Source organism: Paenibacillus sp. FSL R5-0713 (genome assembly GCF_037973325.1).
In the GTDB taxonomy this organism is placed as follows: Bacteria; Bacillota; Bacilli; order Paenibacillales; family Paenibacillaceae; genus Paenibacillus.
This window is the reverse complement of record NZ_CP150229.1, coordinates 5,869,179-5,895,967: the sequence shown is the minus strand read 5'-3', so window position 1 is coordinate 5,895,967 and position 26,789 is coordinate 5,869,179. Positions and strand designations below refer to the sequence as shown.

Sequence of the window (26,789 nt, the reverse complement as noted above, 5' to 3'; positions counted from 1 at the left end):
CAACGAACGATGAAGTTACATGAGCTTTCACCATCTCCTGGATCCCGCAAAGAACGTAAACGTGTTGGTCGCGGTCCAAGTAGTGGTACAGGTAAAACATCAGGTCGCGGTCACAAAGGACAAAATTCTCGTTCTGGCGGTGGAGTTCGTCCAGGCTTCGAAGGTGGACAAAATCCATTGTATCGTCGCTTGCCAAAACGTGGTTTTGTAAACCCAACTCGCAAAGAATATGCAGTTGTGAATACTGAAGACCTGAACAGTTTTGCAGCGGGTACTGAAGTAACTCCAGAATTCTTGATGACGAATGGCGTAGTTAAAAACGCTAAATCCGGAATCAAAATCCTGGGTAACGGTGATGTCACTGTGAAGCTGACTGTTAAAGCTAACAAGTTTTCTCAATCTGCTATTGAGAAAATTGAAGCTGCTGGCGGTACAACTGAGGTGATTTAATGTTCAAGACCCTAAAGAATATCTGGCGGGTTGAAGATCTGCGCAAAAGGGTATTATTTACCCTTTTTGTACTGATCATTTACCGCATCGGCTCCTTTGTCCCCGTGCCGGGAGTTAACAAAGATGTGTTCGAAGCGACAAATTCTGCGGGTAAAGAAGTTTTTGGACTTCTCAATACGTTCTCGGGTGGAGCGCTCTTCCAGTTCTCGATATTTGCGCTCGGGATCGTGCCTTACATCACTGCGTCTATCATAGTACAGTTGCTTTCCATGGACGTTATTCCTAAATTAGCGGAGTGGGCAAAGCAAGGTGAACAAGGTAAGAAGAAATCTGCACAGTTGACCCGTTATTTAACCATCGGGCTGGCATTGATTCAAGCGTTTGGTACGTCGATCGGATTCAACCGCTTGTACAATACAGAGATGGTGCCTAACGCTACATTTGCAGATTATATCTTGATCGCGATTGTACTTACGGCCGGTACTTCATTCCTGATGTGGCTTGGTGAGCAAATCACCGAGAAGGGCATAGGAAACGGAATTTCGATCTTGATCTTTGCAGGTATCCTATCTACGGTGCCTAATATTATCAAACAAACGATCGAATCTGACTTCATCCAACCTGACCAACTGTTTATGAATATTCTTAAAGGTGTAATCATCGCAATTGTTATTGTGCTGATCATCATAGGGGTCATTTACATTCAGCAGGCGATTCGGAAAATTCCTGTACAGTACGCTAAACGTGTCGTAGGTAACAAAATGTACGGTGGACAGAATACACATATCCCGCTGAAAATTAATGCAGCAGGTGTTATCCCTGTCATCTTTGCTTCATCGCTGTTGATGTTCCCAACGATCATCGCCAACTTCTGGGCAGATCGCATCTGGGCACAGTGGATCGGACAGAATCTGACTACACACAAACCTCTGGGTATGTTACTGTATGTTGTGATGATCTTCGGTTTCACATTCTTCTATACTTTTGTACAGATGAATCCACAGCAGATGGCTGATAATATGAAAAAGAACGGCGGTTACATCCCAGGCATTCGCCCGGGTAAAGCAACCGAGAAATATCTGACCCGTGTCATGACTCGTTTGACAATGGCCGGAGCCATCTTCTTGGCAGTCATTTCCGTTCTGCCTGTATTCTTAGGGGCACTTTCTGGTTTGCCTCAATCTGCGCAAATTGGAGGAACATCCCTCCTGATCGTTATCGGTGTTGCGCTGGATACGATGAAGCAAATCGAAAGCCAATTGATCAAACGCCACTACAAAGGTTTTATCAATAAATAGGCAATAGGTACCGGTCGAGTGAAGATTTACTTGCCGGCACCTATTGTGCTGTTTGTTGATGTAGGGTAGTCTTGGAGGGAGTGACATAACGTGAACATCCTATTCATGGGCCCTCCTGGGGCAGGAAAAGGAACACAAGCAGACGTCATCGTGAAAGAGTTCGGTATTCCCCATATTTCAACAGGCGATGCATTTCGTCTAGCGATCAAACAGGGAACTCCCATTGGCCTGAAAGCCAAGGAATATATGGATCAAGGATTGCTTGTACCAGATGATGTAACCATTGGCATCGTTGAAGAACGTTTGCAGCAGCCTGACTGCAGAGAAGGTTTCCTCTTGGACGGATTTCCAAGAACCCTGTCACAAGCAGAAGCGCTCGATGGCATTCTGGACCGATTGAACTCAGGTCTCGATCATGTAATCAACCTGAAAGTGGATCGCAACAAATTACTCGCTCGTTTGACGGGTCGTCGGATTTGTAAAAACTGTGGTTCCACTTATCATGTGGTATTCAATCCGCCTAAGCAGGAAGGTATTTGTGATAAATGCGCTGGTGAGTTGTATCAACGCTCTGATGATAATGAAGAGAGTGTAGGTACACGACTGGACGAGTATATCAACAAAACAGCACCACTCCTCACGTTCTATGAGACTAAAGGTCTTCTTCGTCAAGTGAACGGAGAACAGGATATCGATCAAGTTTCTCAAGAAATCGTGTCCTTACTGAGAGGTTAATTGATGATCATTGGTAAGTCCGAAACGGAACTGGGCTTGATGAGGGAAGCAGGGAGAATTGTTGCGGAAACGCATCGTCTCTTGGCAGAGCATATCGCTCCCGGTATTACGACTGGTGAACTTGACCATATGGCTGATCAATATATCCGCAGTCAAGGAGCTGTGCCGTCTTTCAAAGGTTATAACGGTTTCCCTGCCAGTGTGTGCGCTTCAGTAAATGAAGAGTTGGTACATGGATTTCCCGGCAAACGCAAGTTGAACGAGGGCGATATCGTTACGTTTGACATTGGCGCGCAGTACCAGGGGTATCATGGAGATTCCGCCTGGACTTATCCGGTCGGCCGTATTTCCGAAGAAGCCCGTCGTCTTCTGGACGTTACCGAGGCTTCGTTATACGCAGGTCTGGCGCTGGTAAAACCGGACGTTCGCTTGTTTACAATATCTCATGCGATTCAGAAATATATTGAAGATGAAGGGTTCTCAGTTGTTCGTGAATATGTCGGTCACGGCATAGGCGCAGATCTGCACGAAGAACCACAGATTCCGAACTATGGTCTTCCCGATCGGGGACCACGGCTCAAAGCGGGCATGGTGCTGGCCATAGAGCCGATGGTTAACGTAGGAAGACGGTATGTGAAAACGTTGGAAGATAACTGGACTGTCGTCACGGTTGATGGAAAGTTATGTGCCCACTTTGAACACACCGTAGCAGTTACACCAGATGGTATGGAAATTTTCACGAAACTGAATGCGTAGGTGATGAGGCATGAACAGTCAGTCTAATCCGCAGCTCGGTCAACTTGTGAAGATCCGTAAAGGCCGCAATGCGGACCAAGCCGCAGTAATTGTTGCTATAGCGGACAGTAAGTTCGTATATATCGCGGATGGAGACAAACGTAAGTTTGATCAACCCAAGAAGAAGAATCTTCTTCATCTTGAACTCCAGCCCATGATTAGCAGCGAGGTTGTGAACAGTTTAAACGAGAGTGGTCGGGTGACAAATGGAAAGCTCCGCTATGCGGTCCATTCATTTCTGGAATCCACCAACATTCAAGCTGAAGAGAAAGGAGACTGACTAATGGCCAAGGAAGATGTCATTGAAGTGGAAGGTACGGTTCTTGAACCGCTACCGAATGCAACATTCAAGGTTGAGCTTGAGAACGGTCATCAAATTCTCGCTCACGTTTCCGGAAAACTACGGATGCACTTTATTCGTATCTTGACTGGAGACAAAGTAGTTGTTCAGTTGTCGCCTTATGATTTAACAAAAGGTCGCATAACTTACCGTAAATAGTAGTAGACAGTTGCAATGAACTGTGAAGCTTATGAAGCGGGTTTTGCCCGGCAAAACTTGCGAAAGCTTCGAAGCCGGTTTTACAATAGTAGAACAAGGTCAATGCTTACGAAGAGGGTTTTGCTTAGCAAAACTTTGAGGAGGTAATTCACATGAAGGTAAGACCTTCGGTCAAGCCGATTTGCGAAAAATGCAAAGTCATTCGCCGCAAAGGGAATGTTATGGTTATCTGTGAAAATCCGAAACACAAACAAAAACAAGGTTAAAGAAGGGGGTGTAGCGTAAAATGGCACGTATAGCTGGTGTGGATTTGCCACGTGATAAGCGCGTTGAGATCGCCTTGACTTATATTTTCGGAATCGGTAAAACGACTTCCCAGAAAATTCTGAGCACAACAGGCATCAATCCGGACACTCGTGTTCGTGATTTGACGGAAGATGAAGTCAGCAAATTGCGTGAAAGTATCGATAAAGAGGTCAAAGTAGAAGGTGACCTGCGTCGAGAAATCTCTTTGAATATTAAACGTTTGACGGAGATCGGTTGTTACCGTGGAGTTCGTCATCGTCGTGGTCTGCCTGTTCGTGGACAACGTACGAAAACGAATGCTCGTACTCGTAAAGGTCCTCGTCGTACAGTAGCGAACAAGAAGAAATAATAAGGGGGGATAAGAGAAAATGGCTAAACCGAAAAAAGTCGTACGTACTAAACGTCGTGACCGTAAGAATATTGAATCTGGCGTGGCACATATCCGTTCCACTTTCAATAACACTATCGTTACTATTACGGATCCTCACGGAAATGCAATTTCGTGGGCAAGCTCCGGCGGTCTCGGATTCAGAGGTTCCCGTAAATCGACTCCGTTTGCTGCACAAATGGCTGCTGAGACTGCTGCCAAAGCTGCAATGGAACATGGGATGAAAGCCGTTGAGGTTATGGTTAAAGGACCAGGCGCAGGCCGTGAAGCAGCGATCCGCTCTTTGCAAGCTGCTGGTCTTGAAGTTAACCTGATCAAAGACGTAACTCCAGTCCCGCATAACGGATGCCGTCCTCCAAAACGTCGTCGTGTCTAATGAGATTTGCCCCTGCGTGTGGTATATTTCCGGCACAATCTGCTAATAATGGTTGTTTAGGCATACTACTACATGTTTTCGCAAGAGAAGGTAAATGTTTCATAGAGGACCGACGTTTTGAAGGAGGGGTATTGCAGTGATTGAAATCGAAAAGCCGAAAATTGAGACGGTAGACGTCAACGATGATGGCACCTATGGGAAATTCGTAGTAGAACCGCTTGAGCGCGGATACGGTACGACGCTTGGAAACTCGCTTCGCCGAATCTTGCTCTCGTCACTGCCGGGTGCGGCAGTGTCTTCGGTTCAAATCGATGGCGTTCTGCATGAATTTGCTACAGTTCCTGGCGTAATGGAAGATGTTACGGAGGTTATTCTTAACCTGAAAGCTTTGTCGCTTAAGATTCATTCGGATGAGGAGAAAGTGCTCGAGATTGATGCTGAAGGCGAAGGAGCAATTACGGCTGGAGATATCCGTGCTGACTCCGATGTGGAAATCCTTAACCCGGATCTGCACATCGCTACGCTCGGACCAGGTTCGAGACTTCACATGCGTATTTTTGCCAATCGCGGTCGCGGCTACGTCCAGGCAGATCGGAATAAACGCGATGACCAGCCGATCGGCGTCATCCCAGTCGATTCCATCTTCACCCCGATCAGTCGCGTTAACTACGCTGTGGAAAATACGCGTGTCGGTCAAGTGACCAACTATGACAAGCTCACGTTGGAAGTTTGGACTGATGGAAGTATTCGTCCTGAAGAGGCTGTAAGCCTTGGCGCTAAAATTTTGACTGAGCATTTGATGCTCTTCGTGGGTCTTACAGACGAAGCGAAAGATGCAGAGATCATGGTCGAAAAAGAAGAAGACAAAAAAGAAAAAGTACTCGAAATGACGATCGAAGAGCTGGATCTCTCTGTTCGTTCCTACAACTGCCTCAAACGTGCCGGTATTAATACCGTGCAAGAGCTGACTACGAAAACGGAAGAAGACATGATGAAAGTCCGTAACCTCGGACGCAAGTCTTTGGAAGAAGTTCAAGAGAAGCTTGAGGAACTTGGTTTGGGACTCCGTACAGAAGAATAGACAGCCGAGTGCTTGAAGTGAAGGAGGGAAAACAATGGCATACCAAAAGTTGGGCCGTAATTCCAGCGCACGTAAAGCTTTGTTCCGTGACCTGGTAACCGACCTGTTCTTATACGAACGCATTCAGACAACTGAAGCGAAAGCAAAAGAGGTTCGCTCTATTGCTGAAAAACTGATCACTAAAGCGAAAAAGGGAGATCTTCATGCCCGTCGCCAAGTGGCAGCTTATGTTCGCCGCGAAACTATCGATGGTGAGCAAGATGCAATCCAAAAACTGTTTAGCGAATTGTCCGGTCGTTACGCTGAGCGTCCAGGTGGATACACTCGTATCTTGAAACTGGGACCTCGTCGTGGTGACGCAGCGCCAATGGTTTACTTGGAACTGGTAGACCGCGCGTAAAACAGATGAGATGAGGAAAGGGGACAGAATCAACGATTCTGGATTAACCCTTTTTTTCTCTTCATTTCGGAATTCGTGCTGTAATAGAAGCTCCGTAAGGGGCTTCTTTTGCTGTTCGGGATAGGGATATGTATAGTATGGAACAAAGGTGTGGTATTAATGCGGAACTTATGTATGACGTTAACTTATGATGGCACTGCCTATTACGGCTTCCAAGTACAGCCGGGTGGGAATACCATTCAGGATCATCTTGAAGATGCGATTCGTGCTTTAACCGGTGAGAAGGTTAAAATTACAGGTTCAGGCCGAACAGATGCAGGCGTTCACGCTCGCAGACAGATCTTCAATTTTCCTACGGAATCCCAGATCCCGATTGAACGTTGGTGTATTGCGCTCAACTCCAGATTACCCTCCGATATTGTCGTTATTGATGCGATTGAAGTTTCGGCTGATTTTCATTCTCGCTATGCAGCGAAAAAGAAAACATATCGTTACACAGTCAATGCGAATCAGTTTCCGGATGTATTCAACAGAAGACTGCAGTATCATCATCATGCGAAGCTTGATATTACGGCAATGCAGGAGGCCTTACGACATTTCATAGGGACCTATGATTATACCTCTTTTGCTTCACGCAAGTCTCAGAAAGAGAATCATGTCCGTTCGGTATACGAAGCATGGATTGAAGTGGACCGATCAATGTGCAGAGACCATCCGCGTGATCAGGGTGTCATTCACATTTATGTGAGTGGTAACGGCTTTTTGCAGCATATGGTTCGAATCATTGTAGGCACACTGCTGGAGATCGGAGAGGGCAAACGGAAAGCCTCTGATGTACCGAATATGATTGCTGCATGTAATCGATCTGCTGCAGGACCTACTGCAGTTAGCTGCGGTTTAATGCTCTGGGATCTTGAATATACAAAAGATTAAAATTGGTGAGTGAAAAGCTTAATTAACACTTGCGATTTAATCGCCTATCATGTAATATAAAAGTTGTGTTTTCTTAATGGCTTTCCCACAGCCCCAATTAAGAGGTTCACATCAAATTTACAATCCATCAACACCTAAAGTTATAACTTAACGAACGAAGATAAATGAAAATGATGATTTTGAACATTTTAAGGAGGAACTTTTCATGCGTACTACGTACATGGCGAAGCCTAACGAAGTTGAGCGCCAATGGCACATCATTGATGCTGAAGGCAAAACCCTCGGACGTTTGGCGAGCGAAGCAGCTGCTTTGATTCGCGGCAAACACAAGCCACAATTCACTCCACATGTGGACACTGGCGATTTCGTTGTTATCATCAATGCTGAGAAAATCGTATTGACTGGTAAGAAAATGCAAGGTAAAAAATACTACCGTCACTCGATGCACCCAGGTGGTTTGAAAGTAACTACTGCTGAAGAGATGGTTAAAAACAAACCTGAGCGTATGTTGGAATTGGCTGTTCGCGGTATGCTTCCTAAAACTCGCATGGGCGAGAAAATGAAGTTGAGACTTAAAGCGTACAGAGGCACTGAGCATCCACATGCAGCACAAAAACCAGAAGTTTACGAACTTCGCGGTTAATTAAAAGGAGGACAGTTTCATGGCACAAGTACAATACTATGGGACAGGTCGTCGTAAACATTCGGTAGCACGTGTTCGCCTTGTACCGGGTGAAGGACGCATTGTCATCAATAAACGTGATATTAATGAATACTTCGGTTTGGAAACACTCAAACTGATCGTAAAACAACCACTGAACTTGACAGAAACGCTCAACAACTATGACGTTCTTGTTATTGCTCATGGTGGCGGAATCTCCGGCCAAGCCGGCGCAATCCGTCATGGTATCTCCCGCGCTCTGCTCAAAGCAGATCCGGAATACCGTGCATCCCTGAAAAAAGCAGGATTCCTGACTCGTGACCCACGTATGAAAGAGCGTAAAAAATACGGTCTTAAAGCGGCTCGTCGCGCACCTCAGTTCTCCAAACGTTAATATTAAAAGCCTTTGGCCTCGGCCAAAGGCTTTTTTATATCTTCATGAAGATTTCGCATATAATATATATATCCGCTTATGCCATAATACTCATATGTGTCCGCATGACTGTTCATTGTCGCATCATATGTGTTAAATATCTTCATTAATGTTCCTCAATACAGTTTTTCATATCTGAGTTAATACTTCTTACTACACCTCACTACACCTCATAAATCGTTTATGATGATACGCTATGCTCATTCCCGTCGTTTCCCACACGTTCTAAAACAGCTCTTTATAAAATCTTCTATAGGGCTCAAGCCTGCTTTATTGAATGAATTCGGTTTGCTCTTCAAAACTTTATTCTTCATTGTAAGTTTCATCAGTATTTCTTATGAAAACCATAAAAGTCTCTCACATATCATTTGATATATGTTGTCACGCTGAACTACTTATAACTTCTTCTTCTCTTTATTTCATGTTAATTGAAGATTGATAATCTGATGCTTTTCCTGGCGATATAAACTGTTCAAACTCAGCACCAGCAAAGCATTTCTAGGCTTTGAAATATATTCTAACCAGCCCAATGACTTGGGCCAAGTTCACTTTTTTATCTCATGAACAGAGAAAAGGATAAATTGAACCAAATTATTTGCGATAGCAACGATCAAAAAGAGAAAAAAATGATCTATTTTACCATATGGCAGGCATTGACATCCACAATGAAAGATTTATACTAAACATAATTCATATTAGATTAGTCGGCTTTAACGTTTATTGAAATGCAGAATGGGGGAAAATACGCAGATGAACTTATTGGAGAAAGAAGAATTGGCACGCACGAAGGCAGAGGAACTGGAGCTGGCGAGTCCAGAGGATATTATTCGGTATGCTATTGAAACATTTCCTAATATCACTTTTGCATGTAGCTTTGGTGCGGAAGATGTTGTACTTGTAGATATGTTGCAGAAGATCAGCCCATCGACAGATATTTTTTATTTGGATACTGATTTCCACTTCAAAGAAACATACGAAACACGGGATAAGATGCAAGAGAATTACAACCTTGAGTTTGTACGCGTGTCACCTAAGATTACTCCGGAAGAACAGGCAGCTCAACACGGTGAAGAATTGTGGAAGTCTGATCCAAATGCGTGCTGTAACATTCGCAAAGTTGAACCGTTAACACGAATTCTTTCTCAGTATGATGCATGGATTACAGGTATTCGTAGAGATCAAGCACCAACTCGTGCAAACTCCAAGAAGGTTGAATATGATACTAAATTTGGCCTGATGAAGTTTAATCCGATTGCGCATTGGACCACAGAGGATGTATGGCAATATATTCGTGATAATAACGTTGTGTATAATCCTCTTCATGATCAGAACTACCCGAGTATTGGCTGTGAGCATTGCACACGTCAGGTTATGCCTGGTGAGGACCCTCGTGCTGGACGTTGGTCTGGTAATGATAAAACGGAATGTGGCCTTCATAAATAATAGATACACAAGGAACTGACAAGATGACATCAATTCTGTCACATGGAGGTACGCTGGTTCAGCGTGTCGTACAAGGAAAAGAACGTGAGCAATTGTTGGAAGACAGTAGTCGGCTTTCAGACACGTAATCCGGTCCAGCGGGACTCATGAGTACATTCAAAAGAGCGCTATGGAGATTGTAGACGCACTAGGCATCCAGCAAAACTTGTCCACATGATAAAGAGCACCTCATGGCGCTTTCCAGCACCAAAGTAAGCGGGTTGCTCCGAGACGGTCAGTGCCCTTCTCCTGAATTTACACGTACTGAGGTAGCTGAGGTGCTGATTGAAGGAATGGCGGAGCAAGTCCCGTCCTAGCGGTATAATTGTCCATCTTGTCCCATATAGATGATTAGAGTCATTTATAGGGACGAGGTGGTTTTATTATGCGTAAAAATATGGGGAAACACTTTGTAGTCTGGATTAGGTTAAAAACAATCAAAAGAGTCATGCTTAGCCTCTGTCTGCTGGCCATGTTAGTGGCGGTGATGTCTTATGAGCTGCCTTCTGCCAAGACGTCAGGCTACTGGAGTCTACCGATGGCAGGCAAAGTCATTGCTATTGATGCAGGGCACGGAGGTCCAGATGGAGGAGCGGTAAGTAAGCAGGGGGTTATTGAAAAAGATATTAACCTGTCTATCGCCTTGTATGTGAGAGATTATTTGCAGCAGGCTGGGGCCTTGGTGGTTATGACACGAGAGATAGACACGGATCTGGCAGAAGCGGACACCAAGGGGTACTCCAAACGCAAGACGGAAGATCTGAAACAAAGAGTACGGCGCATAGAGGATAAGCAAGCAGATCTCTTTATTAGCATTCACATGAACAGTGTCCCATCCAACCGATGGAGTGGAGCGCAGGTTTTCTATACACCTAACCATCCGGATAACGAAGGTTTGGCTAATCTGCTTCAACAAGAGATGGTTCGTAATCTGGAGAATACAGATCGGATCGCCAAAACGGTAAACACGGTTTACCTGTTACAAGCTTTGAAGATTCCCTCAGCACTGGTAGAAGTGGGCTTCCTTTCTCATCCGGAAGAGGCACGTATGCTTGCTGATGAAGCTTATCAACGCAAGGTAGCTGCATCGATCTATAATGGGATTCTCAGATATTCCTCAGGAGAACGGCCTAAAAGTTAGTCAGAATAAGAAAGGTAATGATATAATTGGATCAGCATACCTAATTACATGCCAATAGATAAAGCTGAGGTGCTGTCTGATGTTATCAAAAGAACAGATACTTGAACTATTACAGCCATTACAAGAACCACAATTGGGAGTAAGTCTGACCGAACTGGAATGGGTTCGAGATATTATGGTGAAAGAAAATCATGTGGCTCTGACCATAGTGACACTGGAAAATCGACCTGAGGATTCAACAGCCTTGAGTGATGCAGCACGTAATTTGTTGTCCCAGCACGGACTGAGGGATGTACATATTCGCGTACGTGCAGCTTCTGAGCATGATCGTGAGAGCCTGAATATGGGACAACCTGATAAAGAACCCGATCGGGACGAAGTGCTCGTAAAAGGTCACGCAGCGGGCCTGGATGGACATGAGTTGTTAAGTCCTGAATCAGGGGTTCGTTTTATTGCAGTGGCCAGTGGTAAAGGTGGCGTTGGTAAATCAACGGTGACCGTTAATCTCGCTGCAGCCTTGGCACGTCAAGGCAAGAAAGTAGGCTTGATTGATGCGGATATTTACGGCTTCAGTGTACCTGACATGATGGGGATTGAAGAATATCCGCTCGTTGAAGATGGCGTTATCCAACCGGTTGAACGTTTCGGAGTCAAAGTGATGTCCATGGGCTTCTTTATTCGGGAGAACAATCCAGTGATCTGGCGAGGACCCATGCTCGGCCGGATGTTGCGTCAATTCTTTACTGATGTCCAGTGGGGCGAGTTGGATTATATGTTACTGGATTTGCCACCAGGTACGGGAGATGTTGCTTTGGATGTGCATCAGTTGTTGCCACAGAGCAAGGAAATTATTGTGACCACGCCACATGCAACAGCTGCTTTTGTCGCTGCACGTGCGGGTGCAATGGCCATTCAGACCGATCATGAGTTGCTTGGTGTGGTTGAGAACATGGCTTATTATGAATGTGGCAGTTGCGGCGAGAAGGATTATGTCTTTGGACGTGGAGGCGGGGGAAGACTTGCGGAAAGTCTGCACACAAGCTTGCTTGCCCAGATTCCACTAGGCACGCCGGATAATCATCCTTCTGAGCCTGATTTCTCACCTTCCGTTTACAAAGCAGATTCTCGTATAGGGGTCATCTACGATGAAGTGGCCCGGTCCATTGAATCCCAGTTTTAAGGGTTGGGTGTTATAAATACAAGTAAAGCCTGCGTCCACTTGGATGCAGGCTTTTCAGTATCTGTGGTGCGCAATTAAACACCTACTGTTTAAGAACCTCCGCTGCCCGAATCTCCACTGCTTCCACCATCTCCGCCATCACTACCACCTTGGCCCTGACCGTCTTGCTGTCCGCCTTGCTCTTCCCCTTGTTTTCCGCCACTTTCCACTTTCGGTTGCAACTCTTCCTGTACAACTTTCTTGAGCAAAGTGAGTACTTCCATGCGGAACAATGGGTTTTGCATCACTTCCTGCATGACAGTCATCGTCTGTTTACGGTAATCTGGAGTCTTTGTCATATCCATGAACATTTTGGATACCTCAGGTGACTTCATGATGTCTTCAACAGACTTTTGATATGTGGGATCTTTAATCAATTGCATATGAAGTTGTTTACTTTGTGCGTTGATCACCTTGGCAAATTCCCCCGCAAACTGCGGATCAGTCATAATCTTTTCGAATTCCTTCTTATATTCGGGAGCTGTAATGGTATCTTTTACTGCAATACGTATTTGTTCCGAAGATTGCACAGGCATTAACATTTTCATACCAATGGATCCCGAAGCACCACCCGAGCCGCCACCTTCTTCCGAACTGCTGTTTCCGCTGGATGAGCTCTGACCTGTAAGAGCTTCCTCCACTGCTTTCTTGCCTTCGTCACTTTTCAAAATATCTACAACCATTGTTTTCATCTCTTTATAACTGCCCTGAGGAGGCGAAGAACTCTGATCTGAACCGCAGCCGGCAAGCATGACGGATAGCCCCAGTACGACACAGCATAGCTGCCACAAAGGCCGTTTCATGTGTACAATCCCTCCTTGATTAGATACTGGATGTAGTATGTGATGGGAAAGGGCGAAATATGTTGAGCAATGATGGTTTTTTGCTGAGAAGGTTGGTAAAATAAACACTCGGGGGTGGAAAACATTTGAATTTACGTAAATGGTTTTTCCTGTTTTGGACAGCCTTGCTTATTGGGGCAGCGGGAGCATTAGGTACAGGATTGATTATGATGCTGGTGAACGGGGAGAAAACAAATGGATTAAATGATTTTCTTCTGTATCTTTTGATCCTATTTGGATCAGGGGTTATGATCAGCGTGTATTCACAAATGGGTTTCTTTGCATATCTGATATTGAATTACATGGGTAAAGGTGTATTTCCTAAGCGTAGTTGGCAGATCGTGCAGATTGTACTAACGGTTCTAGCGCTGCTTGACGTAATGTTTTTACGCCTGTTTGTTGGCGGAGACCGGGAGCGCATGTCGGATATTGTGTTGGGTATCATTATTTTGGCAGCTGCAATTGTTACCGCTTACGTTAAAGTAAAGCTGACTCATCTCTCCGCGCTTGTACCTACACTGTTCTTCATGATTGCGGTCACCATAGTGGAGACGATTGGCGTATTGCGTATTGATGTGAATGCGGCAACCATATTTATTGTGGTACCCTTGCTCTTATGTAATGCATACCAAATGCTGATATTGCATAGGCTTGTGGATGTATCAGCGAAGCCCAGCGTAAGTGGAAAGGCAGAACAGTTGAATGAAAGTCGAGCATAAATTTCGTTTAGTATAAAACATACCAAAAAGAGCTAACCTGGTTAGCTCTTTTCAACTTTTAAGCTCGTATAGAGTCTGTAGATCCGGCAATCTGCCAGTTACTGACCACTGGCTTGATCACGAACTTCCTTACCTTCCACACTGGAATGGTTAAGCAATTCTGATACAGTTACGAATTCATAGCCCTGATTTTTTAATTTGTCGATAATGACAGGAAGTGCCTCATGAGTCTGTTTAGAAGAATCGCTTGCATGCAACAGTACGATGTCCCCTGGATGTGCTTTGCTTACTACGCGATCAACAATGGTCTGTACTCCGGGGTTTTTCCAATCCAAAGAGTCGGTATCCCACTGAACAACCTGATAATTCAGACTATTGGCTACCTGAAGCACTCGCTTGTCAAAGTCCCCGTTGGGCAGACGCAGTAATTTCGGTTCTTTTCCCGTTAAATCGGTTAAAATGCTATGAGCTGTCGAAATTTCTTTGCGAATTTCTTCCTCGGTCAGGCTGCTGTAGTTCTCATGTCTGTGACCATGGCTGCCAATTTCATATCCTGCCTCTTTGATGGCAGTAACAATTTCGGGGTGTGTCTTGCTCCAGGGGGAGGAAAGGAAAAAGGTTGCCTTCTGCACTTTATTCTCCTGAAGAACTTTCAGAATCGGCTCTGTCCGTTTATCTCCCCAGCTAATGTCAAAGGTAAGTGCAATTACCTTCTTCTCGGTTGGAACGCTGTAGACGGCTGATGGTGCTTCCTCCGAGAATACGGAGACATTGCCTCTCTCCAGATAAATAATACCGATCGCAAAGATGGCAGCAACGAGGACAATCAGGTACCGTTTAATCTTTTTGCCGCTAAATACATAGAACGAGTTCATTTCAATAAGCGCCCCTCTCCCATAAGAAATGCTTGTTTACTCTCCAATGTATGCTCGTACTCCCCAGTTATTCGTAACGGCACCTTGTTTGTCCAACATTTTAGATTCTACAGGAGGTTATTATGTTAAAATTCAGTACATTTCTTAGAGATCTTGGTTCCATCCGCAGTGCATTAATCTGGTCCGTGGTATTGTTTGCTGTTGGAATAGGAACAGGATGGGTGAGCACAGGGCCACTGGAAGAACTGTTGTTGAATCAAATCGGAGGATTACGTGAAGTTAGTGAGCGGCTGGAGCAGGGGGGGAATGTGCAGTGGAACTTCTTCCTGTTTATCTTTTTTAATAATGCAATCAAAAGTGTGCTCGTCATCTACGCTGGTATATTTTTCGGTATTCTGCCGGTCATCTTCCTGCTAATCAATGGGATGGTCCTTGGATTTGTAGTGCACACCACCATGAATTATGGAGCAACTTTCTATGATATTGTGGTTAAAGGCCTGCTTCCGCATGGCATTATTGAGATTCCCGTCATTATTATTGCTTGCGCATTCGGACTGAAGTTTGGTGGTCTGGTTATTAAAAGTCTTGTAGAACTTGGAAGTGACAAACGAAATACGTTGGGTACCCGGTGGAGAGCATTCATGAATAGGACGTTAACGGCATCCTTCTGGGTTGTTATCTTGCTTCTTGTTGCAGCAATCATTGAAAGCACACTTACCTATACTCTGGTGAGGGGTTAAAATTTTGTGATGGTTGGCATTCATAAATTTTCAGAAAGTTGACCATAACAATAAAACGGGTTCCAGCAGCACTCACAAAAGCGAAGGCACGGGGTGCTGCATGGAACTTGTGAAAGTGTGTGATAAAGAGGCTATGCACAAAAAGGAGAACTCTAATGCTGGGTATGCTGTTTAACGAGAAGGAATGCAAGGAACTAGACTATGTGCTGCGTAAAGAATTAGATGAGATGCTTTTTGATCTGAGTGATAATCGTCTTGACCAAGAGATTAAATACGCCATTGCGAGCCGATATAAGACTGTGTTCCGCATGTATGCGCGATTTGCCCCGCCAAAAGAGTTGTCCAAGTATGCAAGAGGTGGGAAGCTGAAAAAGTCGAAGCCTTAATGCTGCAGCTAGTCATATATTCGATTCACAGTAGTTAAAGTGAGGTGCGGCTCTTGATAGCGGGGGCTGTACCTCTGAACCGTGAAAGTGTGAAATTGTTGAGGGGATCATACTTTTTGTCGAAAAAGGGTTGACCTTTCTAAATTCATATGGTAAATTAATTTTCGTTCCTTTTTTAGGAGCGGTTCGCCAAAACAAGCATGAAAATGAAACGATTGAAAATAATCGAAAAATAATGCTTGCAAAGAGAACTTGAACATGATATATTATAAAAGTCGCCGCTGAAACGACGACAACATGAAAAACAGCACTGAATTGGATGTTTGATCTTTGAAAACTGAACAACGAGTGAGTAAACATTCTGCTTGCAGAATGAACGCGAAAGTTTGAAACAAGCCTTGGCTTGGATCGACTGGAGCACAAATGAGATGTTTAATCTCGTCAGATTCAAAATGAGCTTATCGCTCTTTTCAATACTTTATTGGAGAGTTTGATCCTGGCTCAGGACGAACGCTGGCGGCATGCCTAATACATGCAAGTCGAGCGGAGTTGAGAAGAAGCTTGCTTCTTTGAGACTTAGCGGCGGACGGGTGAGTAACACGTAGGCAACCTGCCCTCAAGTTTGGGACAACTACCGGAAACGGTAGCTAATACCGAATAGTTGTTTTCTTCGCCTGAAGGAAACTGGAAAGACGGAGCAATCTGTCACTTGGGGATGGGCCTGCGGCGCATTAGCTAGTTGGTGGGGTAACGGCTCACCAAGGCGACGATGCGTAGCCGACCTGAGAGGGTGATCGGCCACACTGGGACTGAGACACGGCCCAGACTCCTACGGGAGGCAGCAGTAGGGAATCTTCCGCAATGGGCGAAAGCCTGACGGAGCAATGCCGCGTGAGTGATGAAGGTTTTCGGATCGTAAAGCTCTGTTGCCAGGGAAGAACGCTTGGGAGAGTAACTGCTCTCAAGGTGACGGTACCTGAGAAGAAAGCCCCGGCTAACTACGTGCCAGCAGCCGCGGTAATACGTAGGGGGCAAGCGTTGTCCGGAATTATTGGGCGTAAAGCGCGCGCAGGCGGTCATTTAAGTCTGGTGTTTAATCCCGGGGCTCAACCCCGGATCGCACTGGAAACTGGGTGACTTGAGTGCAGAAGAGGAGAGTGGAATTCCACGTGTAGCGGTGAAATGCGTAGATATGTGGAGGAACACCAGTGGCGAAGGCGACTCTCTGGGCTGTAACTGACGCTGAGGCGCGAAAGCGTGGGGAGCAAACAGGATTAGATACCCTGGTAGTCCACGCCGTAAACGATGAGTGCTAGGTGTTAGGGGTTTCGATACCCTTGGTGCCGAAGTTAACACATTAAGCACTCCGCCTGGGGAGTACGGTCGCAAGACTGAAACTCAAAGGAATTGACGGGGACCCGCACAAGCAGTGGAGTATGTGGTTTAATTCGAAGCAACGCGAAGAACCTTACCAGGTCTTGACATCCCTCTGATCGGTACAGAGATGTATCTTTCCTTCGGGACAGAGGAGACAGGTGGTGCATGGTTGTCGTCAGCTCGTGTCGTGAGATGTTGGGTTAAGTCCCGCAACGAGCGCAACCCTTGATCTTAGTTGCCAGCATTTCGGATGGGCACTCTAAGGTGACTGCCGGTGACAAACCGGAGGAAGGTGGGGATGACGTCAAATCATCATGCCCCTTATGACCTGGGCTACACACGTACTACAATGGCCGGTACAACGGGCTGTGAAGCCGCGAGGTGGAACGAATCCTAAAAAGCCGGTCTCAGTTCGGATTGCAGGCTGCAACTCGCCTGCATGAAGTCGGAATTGCTAGTAATCGCGGATCAGCATGCCGCGGTGAATACGTTCCCGGGTCTTGTACACACCGCCCGTCACACCACGAGAGTTTATAACACCCGAAGTCGGTGGGGTAACCGCAAGGAGCCAGCCGCCGAAGGTGGGATAGATGATTGGGGTGAAGTCGTAACAAGGTAGCCGTATCGGAAGGTGCGGCTGGATCACCTCCTTTCTATGGAGAATCGTTTCCTGTAACGGAAACATTCAAATATAAGTCTTCAGGAAGCATGCTTCCGAAGCGAGCTTTACTTCGTAAAGCTTTTAACTCACTCGTTGCTCAGTTTTGAGAGCTCAAACTCTCAAACGTTTGGTGGCGATAGCGAAGGGGTTCCACACGTTCCCATCCCGAACACGACCGTTAAGCCCTTCAGCGTCAATGGTACTTGGACCGCAGGGTCCTGGGAGAGTAGAACGCCGCCAAGCGTAACCCATTCTGGGTTCAAAAAAAGTATATATAATGTGGGCCCTTAGCTCAGTTGGTTAGAGCGCACCTCTGATAAGGGTGAGGCCGGTGGTTCGAGTCCACCAGGGCCCACCATCTATACCTTTAAAACTTTATATGGGGCCATAGCTCAGCTGGGAGAGCGCCTGCCTTGCAAGCAGGAGGTCAGCGGTTCGATCCCGCTTGGCTCCACCAAAAATGTTTTACAAGTTTGTTCTTTGAAAACTAGATATCGAAACGAAAGTAAATGCGAATTAGAACATTCCTTTTTAGCTGAGCTTGTGTATAACAAGTTTCAATAAAAACGGTAGATAATTGCTGGAGCGAGTGATCGAAATGGAGCGACTTTTGGATTTGCGCAAGCAAACCAAGCGGAGCGACAGCTCGAACACGAGCGCAATGGTTAAGCTACTAAGAGCACACGGAGGATGCCTAGGCGCTAGGAGCCGATGAAGGACGTGGCGAACAACGAAACTGCCTCGGGGAGCTGTAAGCAAGCTTTGATCCGGGGGTGTCCGAATGGGGAAACCCAGCTGGGGTAATTTCCAGTTACTCACAACTGAATACATAGGTTGTGTAGAGGCATACCAGGGGAACTGAAACATCTAAGTACCCTGAGGAAGAGAAAACAATAGTGATTCCGTCAGTAGCGGCGAGCGAACGCGGAGAAGCCCAAACCAAGGAGCTTGCTCTTTGGGGTTGTGGGACGTCTCACATGGAGTTACAAAGGAGTCAGTTAAACGAAGAGGTCTGGAAAGGCCCGCCAAAGAAGGTAAAAGCCCTGTAATTGAAAGTTGATTCTCTCCGAGACGGATCCCGAGTAGTGCGGGGCACGTGAAACCCCGTATGAATCCGGCAGGACCATCTGCCAAGGCTAAATACTTCCTAGCGACCGATAGTGAAGCAGTACCGTGAGGGAAAGGTGAAAAGCACCCCGGAAGGGGAGTGAAATAGAACCTGAAACCGTGTGCTTACAAAAAGTCAGAGCCCGTTTTAGGGGTGATGGCGTGCCTTTTGTAGAATGAACCGGCGAGTTACGTTCCCGTGCAAGGTTAAGGTGAAGAGCCGGAGCCGCAGCGAAAGCGAGTCTGAATAGGGCGACATAGTACGTGGACGTAGACCCGAAACCGGGTGATCTACCCCTGTCCAGGGTGAAGGTGCGGTAACACGCACTGGAGGCCCGAACCCACGCACGTTGAAAAGTGCGGGGATGAGGTGGGGGTAGCGGAGAAATTCCAATCGAACTCGGAGATAGCTGGTTCTCCCCGAAATAGCTTTAGGGCTAGCCTCGGAAAACAGAGTCGTGGAGGTAGAGCACTGATTGGGTGCGGGGCCCGCAAGGGTTACCAAGCTCAGTCAAACTCCGAATGCCATAGACTTACTTCCGGGAGTCAGACAGTGAGTGCTAAGATCCATTGTCAAAAGGGAAACAGCCCAGACCATCAGCTAAGGTCCCCAAGTGTGTGTTAAGTGGGAAAGGATGTGGAGTTGCACAGACAACCAGGATGTTGGCTTAGAAGCAGCCACCATTGAAAGAGTGCGTAATAGCTCACTGGTCGAGTGACTCTGCGCCGAAAATGTAACGGGGCTAAACACACCACCGAAGCTATGGCTTGATGCTTTGCATCAGGGGTAGGGGAGCGTTGTATAAGGGTTGAAGGTGTACCGTAAGGAGCGCTGGACATTATACAAGTGAGAATGCCGGTATGAGTAACGAAAAGATCAGTGAGAATCTGATCCGCCGAAAGCCTAAGGGTTCCTGAGGAAGGCTCGTCCGCTCAGGGTAAGTCGGGACCTAAGGCGAGGCCGAAAGGCGTAGTCGAAGGACAACAGGTCGAAATTCCTGTACCACCGTAAGCCGTTATGAGCAATGGGGGGACGCAGTAGGGTAGTGACGCGGACTGATGGATGTCCGTCTAAGCAGTGAGGCTGATGTGTAGGCAAATCCGCACATCATTAAGGCTGAGCTGTGATGGGGAGCGAAAATTGTAGTAGCGAAGGTCATGATCTCACACTGCCAAGAAAAGCCTCTAGCCAGGTGAAGGTGCCCGTACCGCAAACCGACACAGGTAGGCGAGAAGAGTATTCTAAGGCGCGCGGAAGAACTCTCGTTAAGGAACTCGGCAAAATGACCCCGTAACTTCGGGAGAAGGGGTGCCCCGGTAGTGTGAATAGCACGAGGGGGCCGCAGTGAAAAGGCCCAAGCGACTGTTTAGCAAAAACACAGGTCTGTGCGAAGCCGTAAGGCGAAGTATACGGGCTGACGCCTGCCCGGTGCTGGAAGGTTAAGGGGAGTGGTTAGGAGCAATCCGAAGCTGTGAACCGAAGCCCCAGTAAACGGCGGCCGTAACTATAACGGTCCTAAGGTAGCGAAATTCCTTGTCAGGTAAATTCTGACCCGCACGAATGGCGTAACGACTTGGGCGCTGTCTCAACGAGAGATCCGGTGAAATTTTAATACCTGTGAAGATGCAGGTTACCCGCGACAAGACGGAAAGACCCCATGGAGCTTTACTGCAGCTTGATATTGAATTTGGGTACGATCTGTACAGGATAGGTGGGAGCCTTTGAAGTGGGAGCGCAAGCTTCCATGGAGGCAACGTTGGGATACCACCCTGATCGTATCTAGGTTCTAACCTGGTACCGTAATCCGGTGCGGGGACAGTGTCAGGTGGGCAGTTTGACTGGGGCGGTCGCCTCCTAAAGAGTAACGGAGGCGCCCAAAGGTTCCCTCAGAATGGTTGGAAATCATTCGAAGAGTGCAAAGGCATAAGGGAGCTTGACTGCGAGACCTACAAGTCGAGCAGGGACGAAAGTCGGGCTTAGTGATCCGGTGGTACCGCATGGAAGGGCCATCGCTCAACGGATAAAAGCTACCCTGGGGATAACAGGCTTATCTCCCCCAAGAGTCCACATCGACGGGGAGGTTTGGCACCTCGATGTCGGCTCATCGCATCCTGGGGCTGAAGTAGGTCCCAAGGGTTGGGCTGTTCGCCCATTAAAGCGGTACGCGAGCTGGGTTCAGAACGTCGTGAGACAGTTCGGTCCCTATCTGTCGTGGGCGTAGGAAATTTGAGAGGAGCTGTCCTTAGTACGAGAGGACCGGGATGGACGTACCGCTGGTGTACCAGTTGTTCCGCCAGGAGCACCGCTGGGTAGCTATGTACGGACGGGATAAACGCTGAAAGCATCTAAGCGTGAAGCCCCCCTCAAGATGAGATTTCCCAGTATGTAAGACCCCTTGAAGACGACGAGGTAGATAGGCTGGGGGTGGAAGTGCAGCAATGCATGGAGCTGACCAGTACTAATCGGTCGAGGGCTTATCCAATAGCAAGTTGTAATTCGCATGTTTCGTTTCGAATCTAGTTTTCAGAGAATGATCTCTGAAATGAAAATTGGTACATCACAGAACGTGTGTATGATTTTCAGTTCCATATCTGATTTCAAGAAGCTTTGCTTCGACAAATCGCGTTTGGTGGCGATGGCGGAGGGGTTCCACACGTACCCATCCCGAACACGACCGTTAAGCCCTCTAGCGCCGATGGTACTTGGACCGCAGGGTCCTGGGAGAGTAGGACGCCGCCAAGCGAACTCTTTCATCATACATAGAAAACAGGCTCTGCATGTGGACGTTGTACGATGAATTGCATTTGCCCTGCAAATGCATATTATTCCCTGATAGCTCAGTTGGTAGAGCACTCGACTGTTAATCGAGTTGTCACAGGTTCGAGCCCTGTTCGGGGAGCCATTTGCTCTCATAGCTCAGTAGGTAGAGTGCATCCATGGTAAGGATGAGGTCACCGGTTCGATCCCGGTTGAGAGCTTTGGAAATGGGGCCCGTTGGTCAAGGGGTTAAGACACCTCCCTTTCACGGAGGTAACAGGGGTTCGAATCCCCTACGGGTCATATAGATGGAGGCTTAGCTCAGCTGGGAGAGCATCTGCCTTACAAGCAGAGGGTCGGGGGTTCGATCCCCTCAGCCTCCACCATCTAATTATTGGGGATTAGCCAAGCGGTAAGGCAACGGACTTTGACTCCGTCATGCATAGGTTCAAATCCTATATCCCCAGCCATTTTATGAGTCATTAGCTCAGTTGGTAGAGCACCTGACTTTTAATCAGGGTGTCGAAGGTTCGAGCCCTTCATGACTCACCATTATATGCGCGTGTGGCGGAATTGGCAGACGCACTAGACTTAGGATCTAGCGTCTTTGACGTGGGGGTTCAAGTCCCTCCACGCGCATCCTTTATTTGCGGAAGTGGCTCAGCGGTAGAGCATCGCCTTGCCAAGGCGAGGGTCGCGGGTTCGATTCCCGTCTTCCGCTCCAATATTTGCGCCCTTAGCTCAGCTGGATAGAGCGTTTGACTACGAATCAAAAGGCCGGGAGTTCGAATCTCTCAGGGCGCGCCATTATCTTCATTAATATCGGGATGTAGCTCAGCTTGGTAGAGCACCTGGTTTGGGACCAGGGGGTCGCATGTTCAAATCGTGTCATCCCGATTGTTATTATGCGGGTGTAGTTCAATGGTAGAACTTTAGCCTTCCAAGCTAATAGCGTGGGTTCGATTCCCATCACCCGCTTACATTATTTATAAAAAACTCTCCGCATATGTGGAGGGTTTTTTATTTTTTTATGCGCGAAGAAGCAGTTATATTATGTAGCTTTACAGGTTTATTATAAAGAGCCAAAACGACCTCTGTATGCTAAATAGGGTCGCTTGGCTCTTTTGTTTACTATTTGGGAAGAAGATGCTTTTAGAGCATCAGTTAGACTGGGATTTGGGCCAATTAGCGCTCGTTGTGATCGGTTACTCTTCTACGCATACCTGCTAAACCGAGGAGTCCCAGCAGACCGAGCCAGCCCCAATCCATGCCATTATCCCGATTGGTTGTTGCGGCGTTAGCACGAACACTGTTCGTACGATAGTCACCATTGTTGCGGTAGTTCCCATCCATGTTCATGTTCATGTTGGTATTTGTGCGATTCATGTAGTTGCTGTCCTGATAAGACTGGACACGTGAACCGTTGGTGTCCATTCCTTTGGTCATATGATTATCAGCAGCAGCAGGACCAGCTAAAGAGGCGACGAGAAGCACAGAAGCAATAATCGTTGTAGCTTTTTTCATTAAGTTGAGTCCTCCTTTTTTTTAGAGCTACAGATTAATCTGCCCAAGAGGACAAGAAAACTATGTAGGAATGATCTGTAAAGTTATCCCTTAATTACAGTATGTTAGGGTGAAATACATAAGAAACTTTTCTAAAAAGCAGACTGTACTATGAAGAAAATTATATTTACATCTTTAATTTATTGCGTCACTGTGGTAAAGTATACAAAAGCTTGCTTTGCCGGTCATGTTTCTTTGTATGAACCTGGTTACGAATAATGAAATTATGCGGTTTTACCTTATAAACATGTACGGTTACTCATATCTAGATTAATTGTATATTTATGAGTTTTTAGGTATAGGTATGAGACCTTAGGTTTATCTAAAGTATGTGAAAAAGGTATCATGCGACAGCATATGACCATTAATTGAAGCAGAACAAGAAAATGAATAAAAAAGCGTGTTTTTGTGCTGTAAATCGGGGATAATCCCCATTTTTTCTAGTAGAAAAATGAAGATTTTCGTACCATTTTATTGTATGATGTTATGAAGGTGTCAAATTTGCGTGTACGAATGGAACGATCAGATGGGAGGATAAGCATGACTGAAACTATGGTAACCGCCAGCAAAAGCCAATCCAACAACCTGCTTCGGCGAGACGTGCGGTTCCTGGGCAATATACTCGGAGAAGTTCTTGTCCATCAAGGCGGCACGGAGCTTCTAGATATCGTTGAGAAGATTCGGGAAACGAGCAAATCGTTGCGTGCAGAATTTCTGCCAGAACTCTATGCAGAGTTCAAAACGATGATCCAGGAATTAGACTCGGACAATCGTCATCAGGTTATTCGGGCATTCGCTATTTATTTTCAATTAGTTAATATTGCTGAACAAAACCATCGGATCCGGCGTAAACGGGATTATGAACGTTCTGCAGGGGACGCTGTGCAGCCAGGATCGATTGAGAAAGCAGTACAGGATCTTAAGGAACGTGGATTGTCTCATACAGAGGTGGAAGAGATTCTCGACGATTTGTCGCTGGAACTCGTGATGACAGCTCACCCAACCGAAGCCATGCGCCGGGTTATTCTGGACATCCACAAACGGATATCCGAAGATGTCATGCTACTTGATAATCCTACGCTGACGTTGCGTGAACGTGAACAGTTGCGTGAGAAACTGCTGAATGAGGTTATTACACTCTGGCAGACAGATGAACTTCGCGACCGCAAACCGACTGTACTCGATGAAGTGCGGAACGGGATGTACTACTTTCATGAAACGTTGTTCCACGTACTTCCGGATGTATATCAGGAGCTGGAACGCTGCCTGAACAAATTTTACCCTGACCATGACTGGCATGTGCCGACGTATTTGCGGTTCGGTTCCTGGATCGGTGGAGACCGGGATGGAAATCCTTCGGTAACTTCAGATGTAACATGGCAGACGTTGTTGATGCAGCGCAAGCTCGCTTTGCGTGAATACCAACGGATTATGATTGAACTTATGGGCCATCTCAGCTTCAGCACGAACATCATCCACGTATCGGATGAGCTGGTGCAGTCGATTGAGCAGGACCGTAGTTGTGTAACGTTGAAAAAAGTGGATATGTGGCGGAATGAAAAAGAGCCATATCGCATCAAATTGGCCTATATGATTGCCAAGTTGAACAATGTATTGGATGAGAACAAATTAGGTCAGGCTGACCGTTATCATAGCGCTCAGGATTTGATTGATGATCTGATGATTATTGATCGAAGTCTGCGCCATCATTTTGCCGATTACGTAGCGGATACAACTATTCGCAAAATGATTCGTCAAGTTGAGTTGTTTGGTTTCCATACCGCAGCATTGGATGTGCGTCAGCACAGTCAGGAACATGAAAATGCGATGTCGGAGATTTTGGCGAAAATGAACATTGTAGAAGATTATGCGCGTCTGACTGAAGACGGTAAAATCGATCTGCTTGCTCGTTTGCTGGATGATCCGCGTCCGCTTACTTCTCCTTATCACCAATACACGGAGGGAACCAAAGAGTGTCTGGATGTTTTTCGTACCATTAAGCGTGCCCAGAACGAATTTGGGACCGGCTGTATCACAAGTTACCTGATCAGTATGACACAGGGCGCAAGTGACTTGCTGGAGGTTATGGTATTTGCCAAGGAAGTAGGCTTATTCACCAAAGGAAACAATGGTGAGGTTGTATCTACACTTCAAGCGGTACCGCTGTTTGAAACGATTGATGACCTTCATGCGGCTTCGGACATTATGCAGAAGCTATTTAACCTTCCTGTATACCGTGCAAGCGTAAAAGGACGGAATGAACTACATGAAATCATGCTAGGTTATTCCGACAGTAACAAGGATGGCGGAGTGGTTACAGCCAACTGGGAACTGCGTGTAGCAATGAATGCGATCACGGCTGTAGGTAATGAACACGGCGTTAAGTTGAAGTTCTTCCATGGACGTGGCGGAGCTCTTGGACGTGGCGGCATGCCACTCAATCGCAGTATTCTTGCTCAACCACCACATACCATTGGTGGAGGCATCAAGATTACAGAGCAGGGAGAGGTTATTTCTTCTCGTTACTCCCTTCAGGGAATTGCATACCGTAGTCTGGAGCAGGCAACTTCTGCACTGATTACAGCAGCACTGAATGGTCTTGAGCCGCAAGAATCAGAATCCGAGCGTCATTGGGACAGCATCATCAAAGAGATTTCACAAGTATCTTTGACGAAATATCAGGATTTGATTTTCCGTGATCCGGACTTCTTTACCTTCTTCAAGGAATCCACACCGCTTCCAGAGGTGGGTGAACTGAATATTGGTTCGCGTCCGTCCAAACGGAAAGGTAGCGACAAGTTCGAAGATCTGAGAGCAATCCCTTGGGTATTTGCTTGGACGCAAAGTCGTTATCTGCTTCCAGCATGGTATGCGGCAGGAACAGGGCTACAAAGTTTCTATCAGGATAAAGAGGAAAATCTGGTTGTCCTAAAAGAAATGTATGCAAGCTTCCCATTCTTCCGCACGCTGATTGATACGGTTCAGATGGCTGTAGCGAAGGCAGATCTGGTAATTGCCAAAGAGTACTCAGCCATGACTTCCAACAAGGAAGCACGGGATCGCATATATGGACAAATCGAATCTGAATTCAAGCTTACAAAAGAGCTTATTCTGAAAATTACCGGAGAAGCTGAAATTCTGGATGATGTACCAGTTATTCAAGAATCCATTCGTCTTCGTAACCCTTATGTTGATCCGTTGTCCTACATGCAGGTCCAGCTTCTGAGTGAGCTCAGAGATATGCGTGAACGTGGTGAGGACGATACGGAACTGCTGAGAGAAGTGTTGCTGACCATCAATGGCATCGCTGCAGGGCTGCGTAATACAGGTTGAGGATTCAACTGCTGCATCTGAAAAATTATATGTAACAAAGTACCCATTACGTTGTTAAATAATAGCTCCATTCTCTACTCCACGGAGTGAGAGATGAAACGGGACTCCTGCAGGAGTTCCCGTTTTTACTGTTTTTGGCGGATATTTGTCATACAGTCTTGATTTTTGACCAAAGTTGATTTACGATTTGATTGGTGAATTACAAGTGTGGACGGGTATCAGAAGACGGAA

The 26,789-nt window shown here is 46.4% G+C and carries 24 protein-coding genes, 13 tRNA genes, 4 rRNA genes and 1 pseudogene; 39 read left to right on the top strand and 3 right to left on the bottom strand.

Going from position 1 to position 26,789, the window contains the following annotated elements; translation table 11 throughout:
* The first annotated feature begins 9 nt into the window (after nucleotides 1-9).
* The 18 genes and pseudogenes from rplO to MKZ12_RS26275 all read left to right on the top strand — a co-directional run bounded on the left by rplO (nucleotide 10) and on the right by MKZ12_RS26275 (nucleotide 12,158).
* Nucleotides 10-450 (top strand): 50S ribosomal protein L15, encoded by a 441-nt coding sequence (gene rplO, locus MKZ12_RS26360; protein ID WP_091020538.1) that lies wholly within the window; start codon nucleotides 10-12, stop codon nucleotides 448-450.
* The gene (secY, locus tag MKZ12_RS26355) at nucleotides 450-1,748 is read left to right on the top strand and encodes a preprotein translocase subunit SecY (protein ID WP_339257564.1); all 1,299 of its coding nucleotides are present in this window, start codon (nucleotides 450-452) and stop codon (nucleotides 1,746-1,748) included. The genes rplO and secY overlap by 1 nt, the downstream gene beginning before the upstream one ends.
* A 90-nt stretch (nucleotides 1,749-1,838) precedes the next feature.
* Nucleotides 1,839-2,483 (top strand): adenylate kinase, encoded by a 645-nt coding sequence (locus MKZ12_RS26350; RefSeq protein ID WP_339237992.1) that lies wholly within the window; start codon nucleotides 1,839-1,841, stop codon nucleotides 2,481-2,483.
* Nucleotides 2,484-2,486: 3 nt separating this feature from the next.
* Nucleotides 2,487-3,239 carry a type I methionyl aminopeptidase gene (map, locus tag MKZ12_RS26345; RefSeq protein WP_036607191.1) on the top strand — a complete coding sequence of 251 codons (753 nt, stop codon included), beginning with the start codon at nucleotides 2,487-2,489 and terminating at the stop codon, nucleotides 3,237-3,239.
* Between the two features lie 10 nt (nucleotides 3,240-3,249).
* The gene (locus tag MKZ12_RS26340) at nucleotides 3,250-3,558 is read left to right on the top strand and encodes a KOW domain-containing RNA-binding protein (protein WP_091039171.1); all 309 of its coding nucleotides are present in this window, start codon (nucleotides 3,250-3,252) and stop codon (nucleotides 3,556-3,558) included.
* Nucleotides 3,559-3,561: 3 nt separating this feature from the next.
* A complete protein-coding gene (gene infA / locus MKZ12_RS26335; protein ID WP_017692098.1) occupies nucleotides 3,562-3,777 on the top strand; it encodes a translation initiation factor IF-1 in 216 nt (71 codons plus the stop codon).
* A gap of 152 nt (nucleotides 3,778-3,929) precedes the next feature.
* Nucleotides 3,930-4,043, top strand: coding sequence for a 50S ribosomal protein L36 (gene rpmJ / locus MKZ12_RS26330; protein ID WP_003333770.1), 114 nt, complete (start codon nucleotides 3,930-3,932; stop codon nucleotides 4,041-4,043).
* A gap of 20 nt (nucleotides 4,044-4,063) precedes the next feature.
* Nucleotides 4,064-4,432 carry a 30S ribosomal protein S13 gene (gene rpsM, locus MKZ12_RS26325; RefSeq protein ID WP_062329455.1) on the top strand — a complete coding sequence of 123 codons (369 nt, stop codon included), beginning with the start codon at nucleotides 4,064-4,066 and terminating at the stop codon, nucleotides 4,430-4,432.
* 19 nt (nucleotides 4,433-4,451) lie between these two features.
* A complete protein-coding gene (gene rpsK, locus MKZ12_RS26320; protein ID WP_017692100.1) occupies nucleotides 4,452-4,847 on the top strand; it encodes a 30S ribosomal protein S11 in 396 nt (131 codons plus the stop codon).
* A gap of 136 nt (nucleotides 4,848-4,983) precedes the next feature.
* Entirely contained in the window at nucleotides 4,984-5,928 is a 945-nt protein-coding gene (locus MKZ12_RS26315) for a DNA-directed RNA polymerase subunit alpha (protein ID WP_017692101.1), read from the top strand.
* A gap of 34 nt (nucleotides 5,929-5,962) precedes the next feature.
* A complete protein-coding gene (gene rplQ, locus MKZ12_RS26310; RefSeq protein WP_017692102.1) occupies nucleotides 5,963-6,328 on the top strand; it encodes a 50S ribosomal protein L17 in 366 nt (121 codons plus the stop codon).
* A 159-nt stretch (nucleotides 6,329-6,487) separates the two neighbouring features.
* Nucleotides 6,488-7,261 (top strand): tRNA pseudouridine(38-40) synthase TruA, encoded by a 774-nt coding sequence (gene truA, locus MKZ12_RS26305; RefSeq protein WP_339237989.1) that lies wholly within the window; start codon nucleotides 6,488-6,490, stop codon nucleotides 7,259-7,261.
* Between the two features lie 205 nt (nucleotides 7,262-7,466).
* Complete coding sequence (gene rplM / locus MKZ12_RS26300) at nucleotides 7,467-7,904, top strand: 50S ribosomal protein L13 (protein WP_024633564.1); 438 nt, start codon at nucleotides 7,467-7,469, stop codon at nucleotides 7,902-7,904.
* Between the two features lie 19 nt (nucleotides 7,905-7,923).
* Nucleotides 7,924-8,316 (top strand): 30S ribosomal protein S9, encoded by a 393-nt coding sequence (rpsI, locus tag MKZ12_RS26295; protein WP_017692105.1) that lies wholly within the window; start codon nucleotides 7,924-7,926, stop codon nucleotides 8,314-8,316.
* Between the two features lie 789 nt (nucleotides 8,317-9,105).
* Nucleotides 9,106-9,798 carry a phosphoadenylyl-sulfate reductase gene (locus MKZ12_RS26290; RefSeq protein WP_339237987.1) on the top strand — a complete coding sequence of 231 codons (693 nt, stop codon included), beginning with the start codon at nucleotides 9,106-9,108 and terminating at the stop codon, nucleotides 9,796-9,798.
* Nucleotides 9,799-9,989: 191 nt separating this feature from the next.
* Nucleotides 9,990-10,154, top strand: a pseudogene (sat, locus tag MKZ12_RS26285) (sulfate adenylyltransferase); the annotation flags it as partial.
* 68 nt (nucleotides 10,155-10,222) lie between these two features.
* On the top strand, nucleotides 10,223-10,978 hold the full coding sequence (gene cwlD / locus MKZ12_RS26280) for an N-acetylmuramoyl-L-alanine amidase CwlD (protein WP_339257562.1): 756 nt from the start codon (nucleotides 10,223-10,225) through the stop codon (nucleotides 10,976-10,978).
* Nucleotides 10,979-11,057: 79 nt separating this feature from the next.
* On the top strand, nucleotides 11,058-12,158 hold the full coding sequence (locus MKZ12_RS26275) for an Mrp/NBP35 family ATP-binding protein (protein WP_339257560.1): 1,101 nt from the start codon (nucleotides 11,058-11,060) through the stop codon (nucleotides 12,156-12,158).
* Between the two features lie 89 nt (nucleotides 12,159-12,247).
* On the opposite strand, the gene gerD is transcribed toward MKZ12_RS26275, so the two are convergent.
* Nucleotides 12,248-13,000 carry a spore germination lipoprotein GerD gene (gene gerD / locus MKZ12_RS26270; protein ID WP_339237981.1) on the bottom strand — a complete coding sequence of 251 codons (753 nt, stop codon included), beginning with the start codon at nucleotides 12,998-13,000 and terminating at the stop codon, nucleotides 12,248-12,250.
* A gap of 125 nt (nucleotides 13,001-13,125) precedes the next feature.
* Here gerD and MKZ12_RS26265 point away from each other — a divergent pair, with 125 nt between their 5' ends.
* Entirely contained in the window at nucleotides 13,126-13,758 is a 633-nt protein-coding gene (locus MKZ12_RS26265) for a KinB-signaling pathway activation protein (RefSeq protein WP_339257558.1), read from the top strand.
* 98 nt (nucleotides 13,759-13,856) lie between these two features.
* Here MKZ12_RS26265 and pdaB read toward each other — a convergent pair whose 3' ends face one another.
* Complete coding sequence (gene pdaB / locus MKZ12_RS26260) at nucleotides 13,857-14,633, bottom strand: polysaccharide deacetylase family sporulation protein PdaB (protein WP_036607219.1); 777 nt, start codon at nucleotides 14,631-14,633, stop codon at nucleotides 13,857-13,859.
* Nucleotides 14,634-14,755: 122 nt separating this feature from the next.
* On the opposite strand from pdaB, the gene MKZ12_RS26255 reads away from it, so the two are divergent.
* The 19 genes from MKZ12_RS26255 (at nucleotide 14,756) to MKZ12_RS26165 (ending at nucleotide 22,640) form a co-directional block, all read left to right on the top strand.
* Complete coding sequence (locus MKZ12_RS26255; RefSeq protein WP_339257556.1) at nucleotides 14,756-15,373, top strand: stage II sporulation protein M; 618 nt, start codon at nucleotides 14,756-14,758, stop codon at nucleotides 15,371-15,373.
* Nucleotides 15,374-15,528: 155 nt separating this feature from the next.
* Nucleotides 15,529-15,759 (top strand): hypothetical protein, encoded by a 231-nt coding sequence (locus MKZ12_RS26250; RefSeq protein WP_017692114.1) that lies wholly within the window; start codon nucleotides 15,529-15,531, stop codon nucleotides 15,757-15,759.
* A gap of 478 nt (nucleotides 15,760-16,237) precedes the next feature.
* A 16S ribosomal RNA gene (locus tag MKZ12_RS26245) occupies nucleotides 16,238-17,789 on the top strand.
* A 134-nt stretch (nucleotides 17,790-17,923) separates the two neighbouring features.
* Nucleotides 17,924-18,040: ribosomal RNA gene (gene rrf, locus MKZ12_RS26240) — 5S ribosomal RNA — on the top strand.
* A gap of 38 nt (nucleotides 18,041-18,078) precedes the next feature.
* Nucleotides 18,079-18,155 (top strand) — tRNA-Ile (locus MKZ12_RS26235).
* Between the two features lie 23 nt (nucleotides 18,156-18,178).
* Nucleotides 18,179-18,254 (top strand) — tRNA-Ala (locus MKZ12_RS26230).
* A gap of 206 nt (nucleotides 18,255-18,460) precedes the next feature.
* Nucleotides 18,461-21,387 (top strand): 23S ribosomal RNA (locus MKZ12_RS26225).
* 143 nt (nucleotides 21,388-21,530) lie between these two features.
* Nucleotides 21,531-21,647: ribosomal RNA gene (gene rrf, locus MKZ12_RS26220) — 5S ribosomal RNA — on the top strand.
* Together the 16S, 23S and 5S rRNA genes with 13 tRNA genes alongside form the textbook arrangement of a ribosomal RNA operon.
* Nucleotides 21,648-21,731: 84 nt before the next feature.
* Nucleotides 21,732-21,807 (top strand) — tRNA-Asn (locus tag MKZ12_RS26215).
* 3 nt (nucleotides 21,808-21,810) lie between these two features.
* Nucleotides 21,811-21,883: transfer RNA gene (locus MKZ12_RS26210), tRNA-Thr, on the top strand.
* Between the two features lie 10 nt (nucleotides 21,884-21,893).
* A tRNA-Glu gene (locus MKZ12_RS26205) sits at nucleotides 21,894-21,965 on the top strand.
* Between the two features lie 7 nt (nucleotides 21,966-21,972).
* Nucleotides 21,973-22,048 (top strand) — tRNA-Val (locus MKZ12_RS26200).
* Nucleotides 22,049-22,057: 9 nt separating this feature from the next.
* Nucleotides 22,058-22,132, top strand: a tRNA-Gln gene (locus MKZ12_RS26195).
* A 6-nt stretch (nucleotides 22,133-22,138) separates the two neighbouring features.
* Nucleotides 22,139-22,214: transfer RNA gene (locus tag MKZ12_RS26190), tRNA-Lys, on the top strand.
* Between the two features lie 6 nt (nucleotides 22,215-22,220).
* Nucleotides 22,221-22,301: transfer RNA gene (locus MKZ12_RS26185), tRNA-Leu, on the top strand.
* A gap of 10 nt (nucleotides 22,302-22,311) precedes the next feature.
* Nucleotides 22,312-22,386: transfer RNA gene (locus tag MKZ12_RS26180), tRNA-Gly, on the top strand.
* A gap of 6 nt (nucleotides 22,387-22,392) precedes the next feature.
* A tRNA-Arg gene (locus MKZ12_RS26175) sits at nucleotides 22,393-22,469 on the top strand.
* 16 nt (nucleotides 22,470-22,485) lie between these two features.
* Nucleotides 22,486-22,559 (top strand) — tRNA-Pro (locus MKZ12_RS26170).
* A 10-nt stretch (nucleotides 22,560-22,569) separates the two neighbouring features.
* Nucleotides 22,570-22,640 (top strand) — tRNA-Gly (locus MKZ12_RS26165).
* 207 nt (nucleotides 22,641-22,847) lie between these two features.
* On the opposite strand, the gene MKZ12_RS26160 is transcribed toward MKZ12_RS26165, so the two are convergent.
* Nucleotides 22,848-23,186: a WGxxGxxG family protein gene (locus tag MKZ12_RS26160; RefSeq protein WP_339237975.1), complete on the bottom strand. Its 339-nt coding sequence runs from the start codon at nucleotides 23,184-23,186 to the stop codon at nucleotides 22,848-22,850.
* Nucleotides 23,187-23,765: 579 nt separating this feature from the next.
* Between MKZ12_RS26160 and ppc the strand changes: the two genes are divergently transcribed.
* Nucleotides 23,766-26,558: a phosphoenolpyruvate carboxylase gene (gene ppc / locus MKZ12_RS26155; protein WP_339237973.1), complete on the top strand. Its 2,793-nt coding sequence runs from the start codon at nucleotides 23,766-23,768 to the stop codon at nucleotides 26,556-26,558.
* Nucleotides 26,559-26,789: the final 231 nt, after the last annotated feature.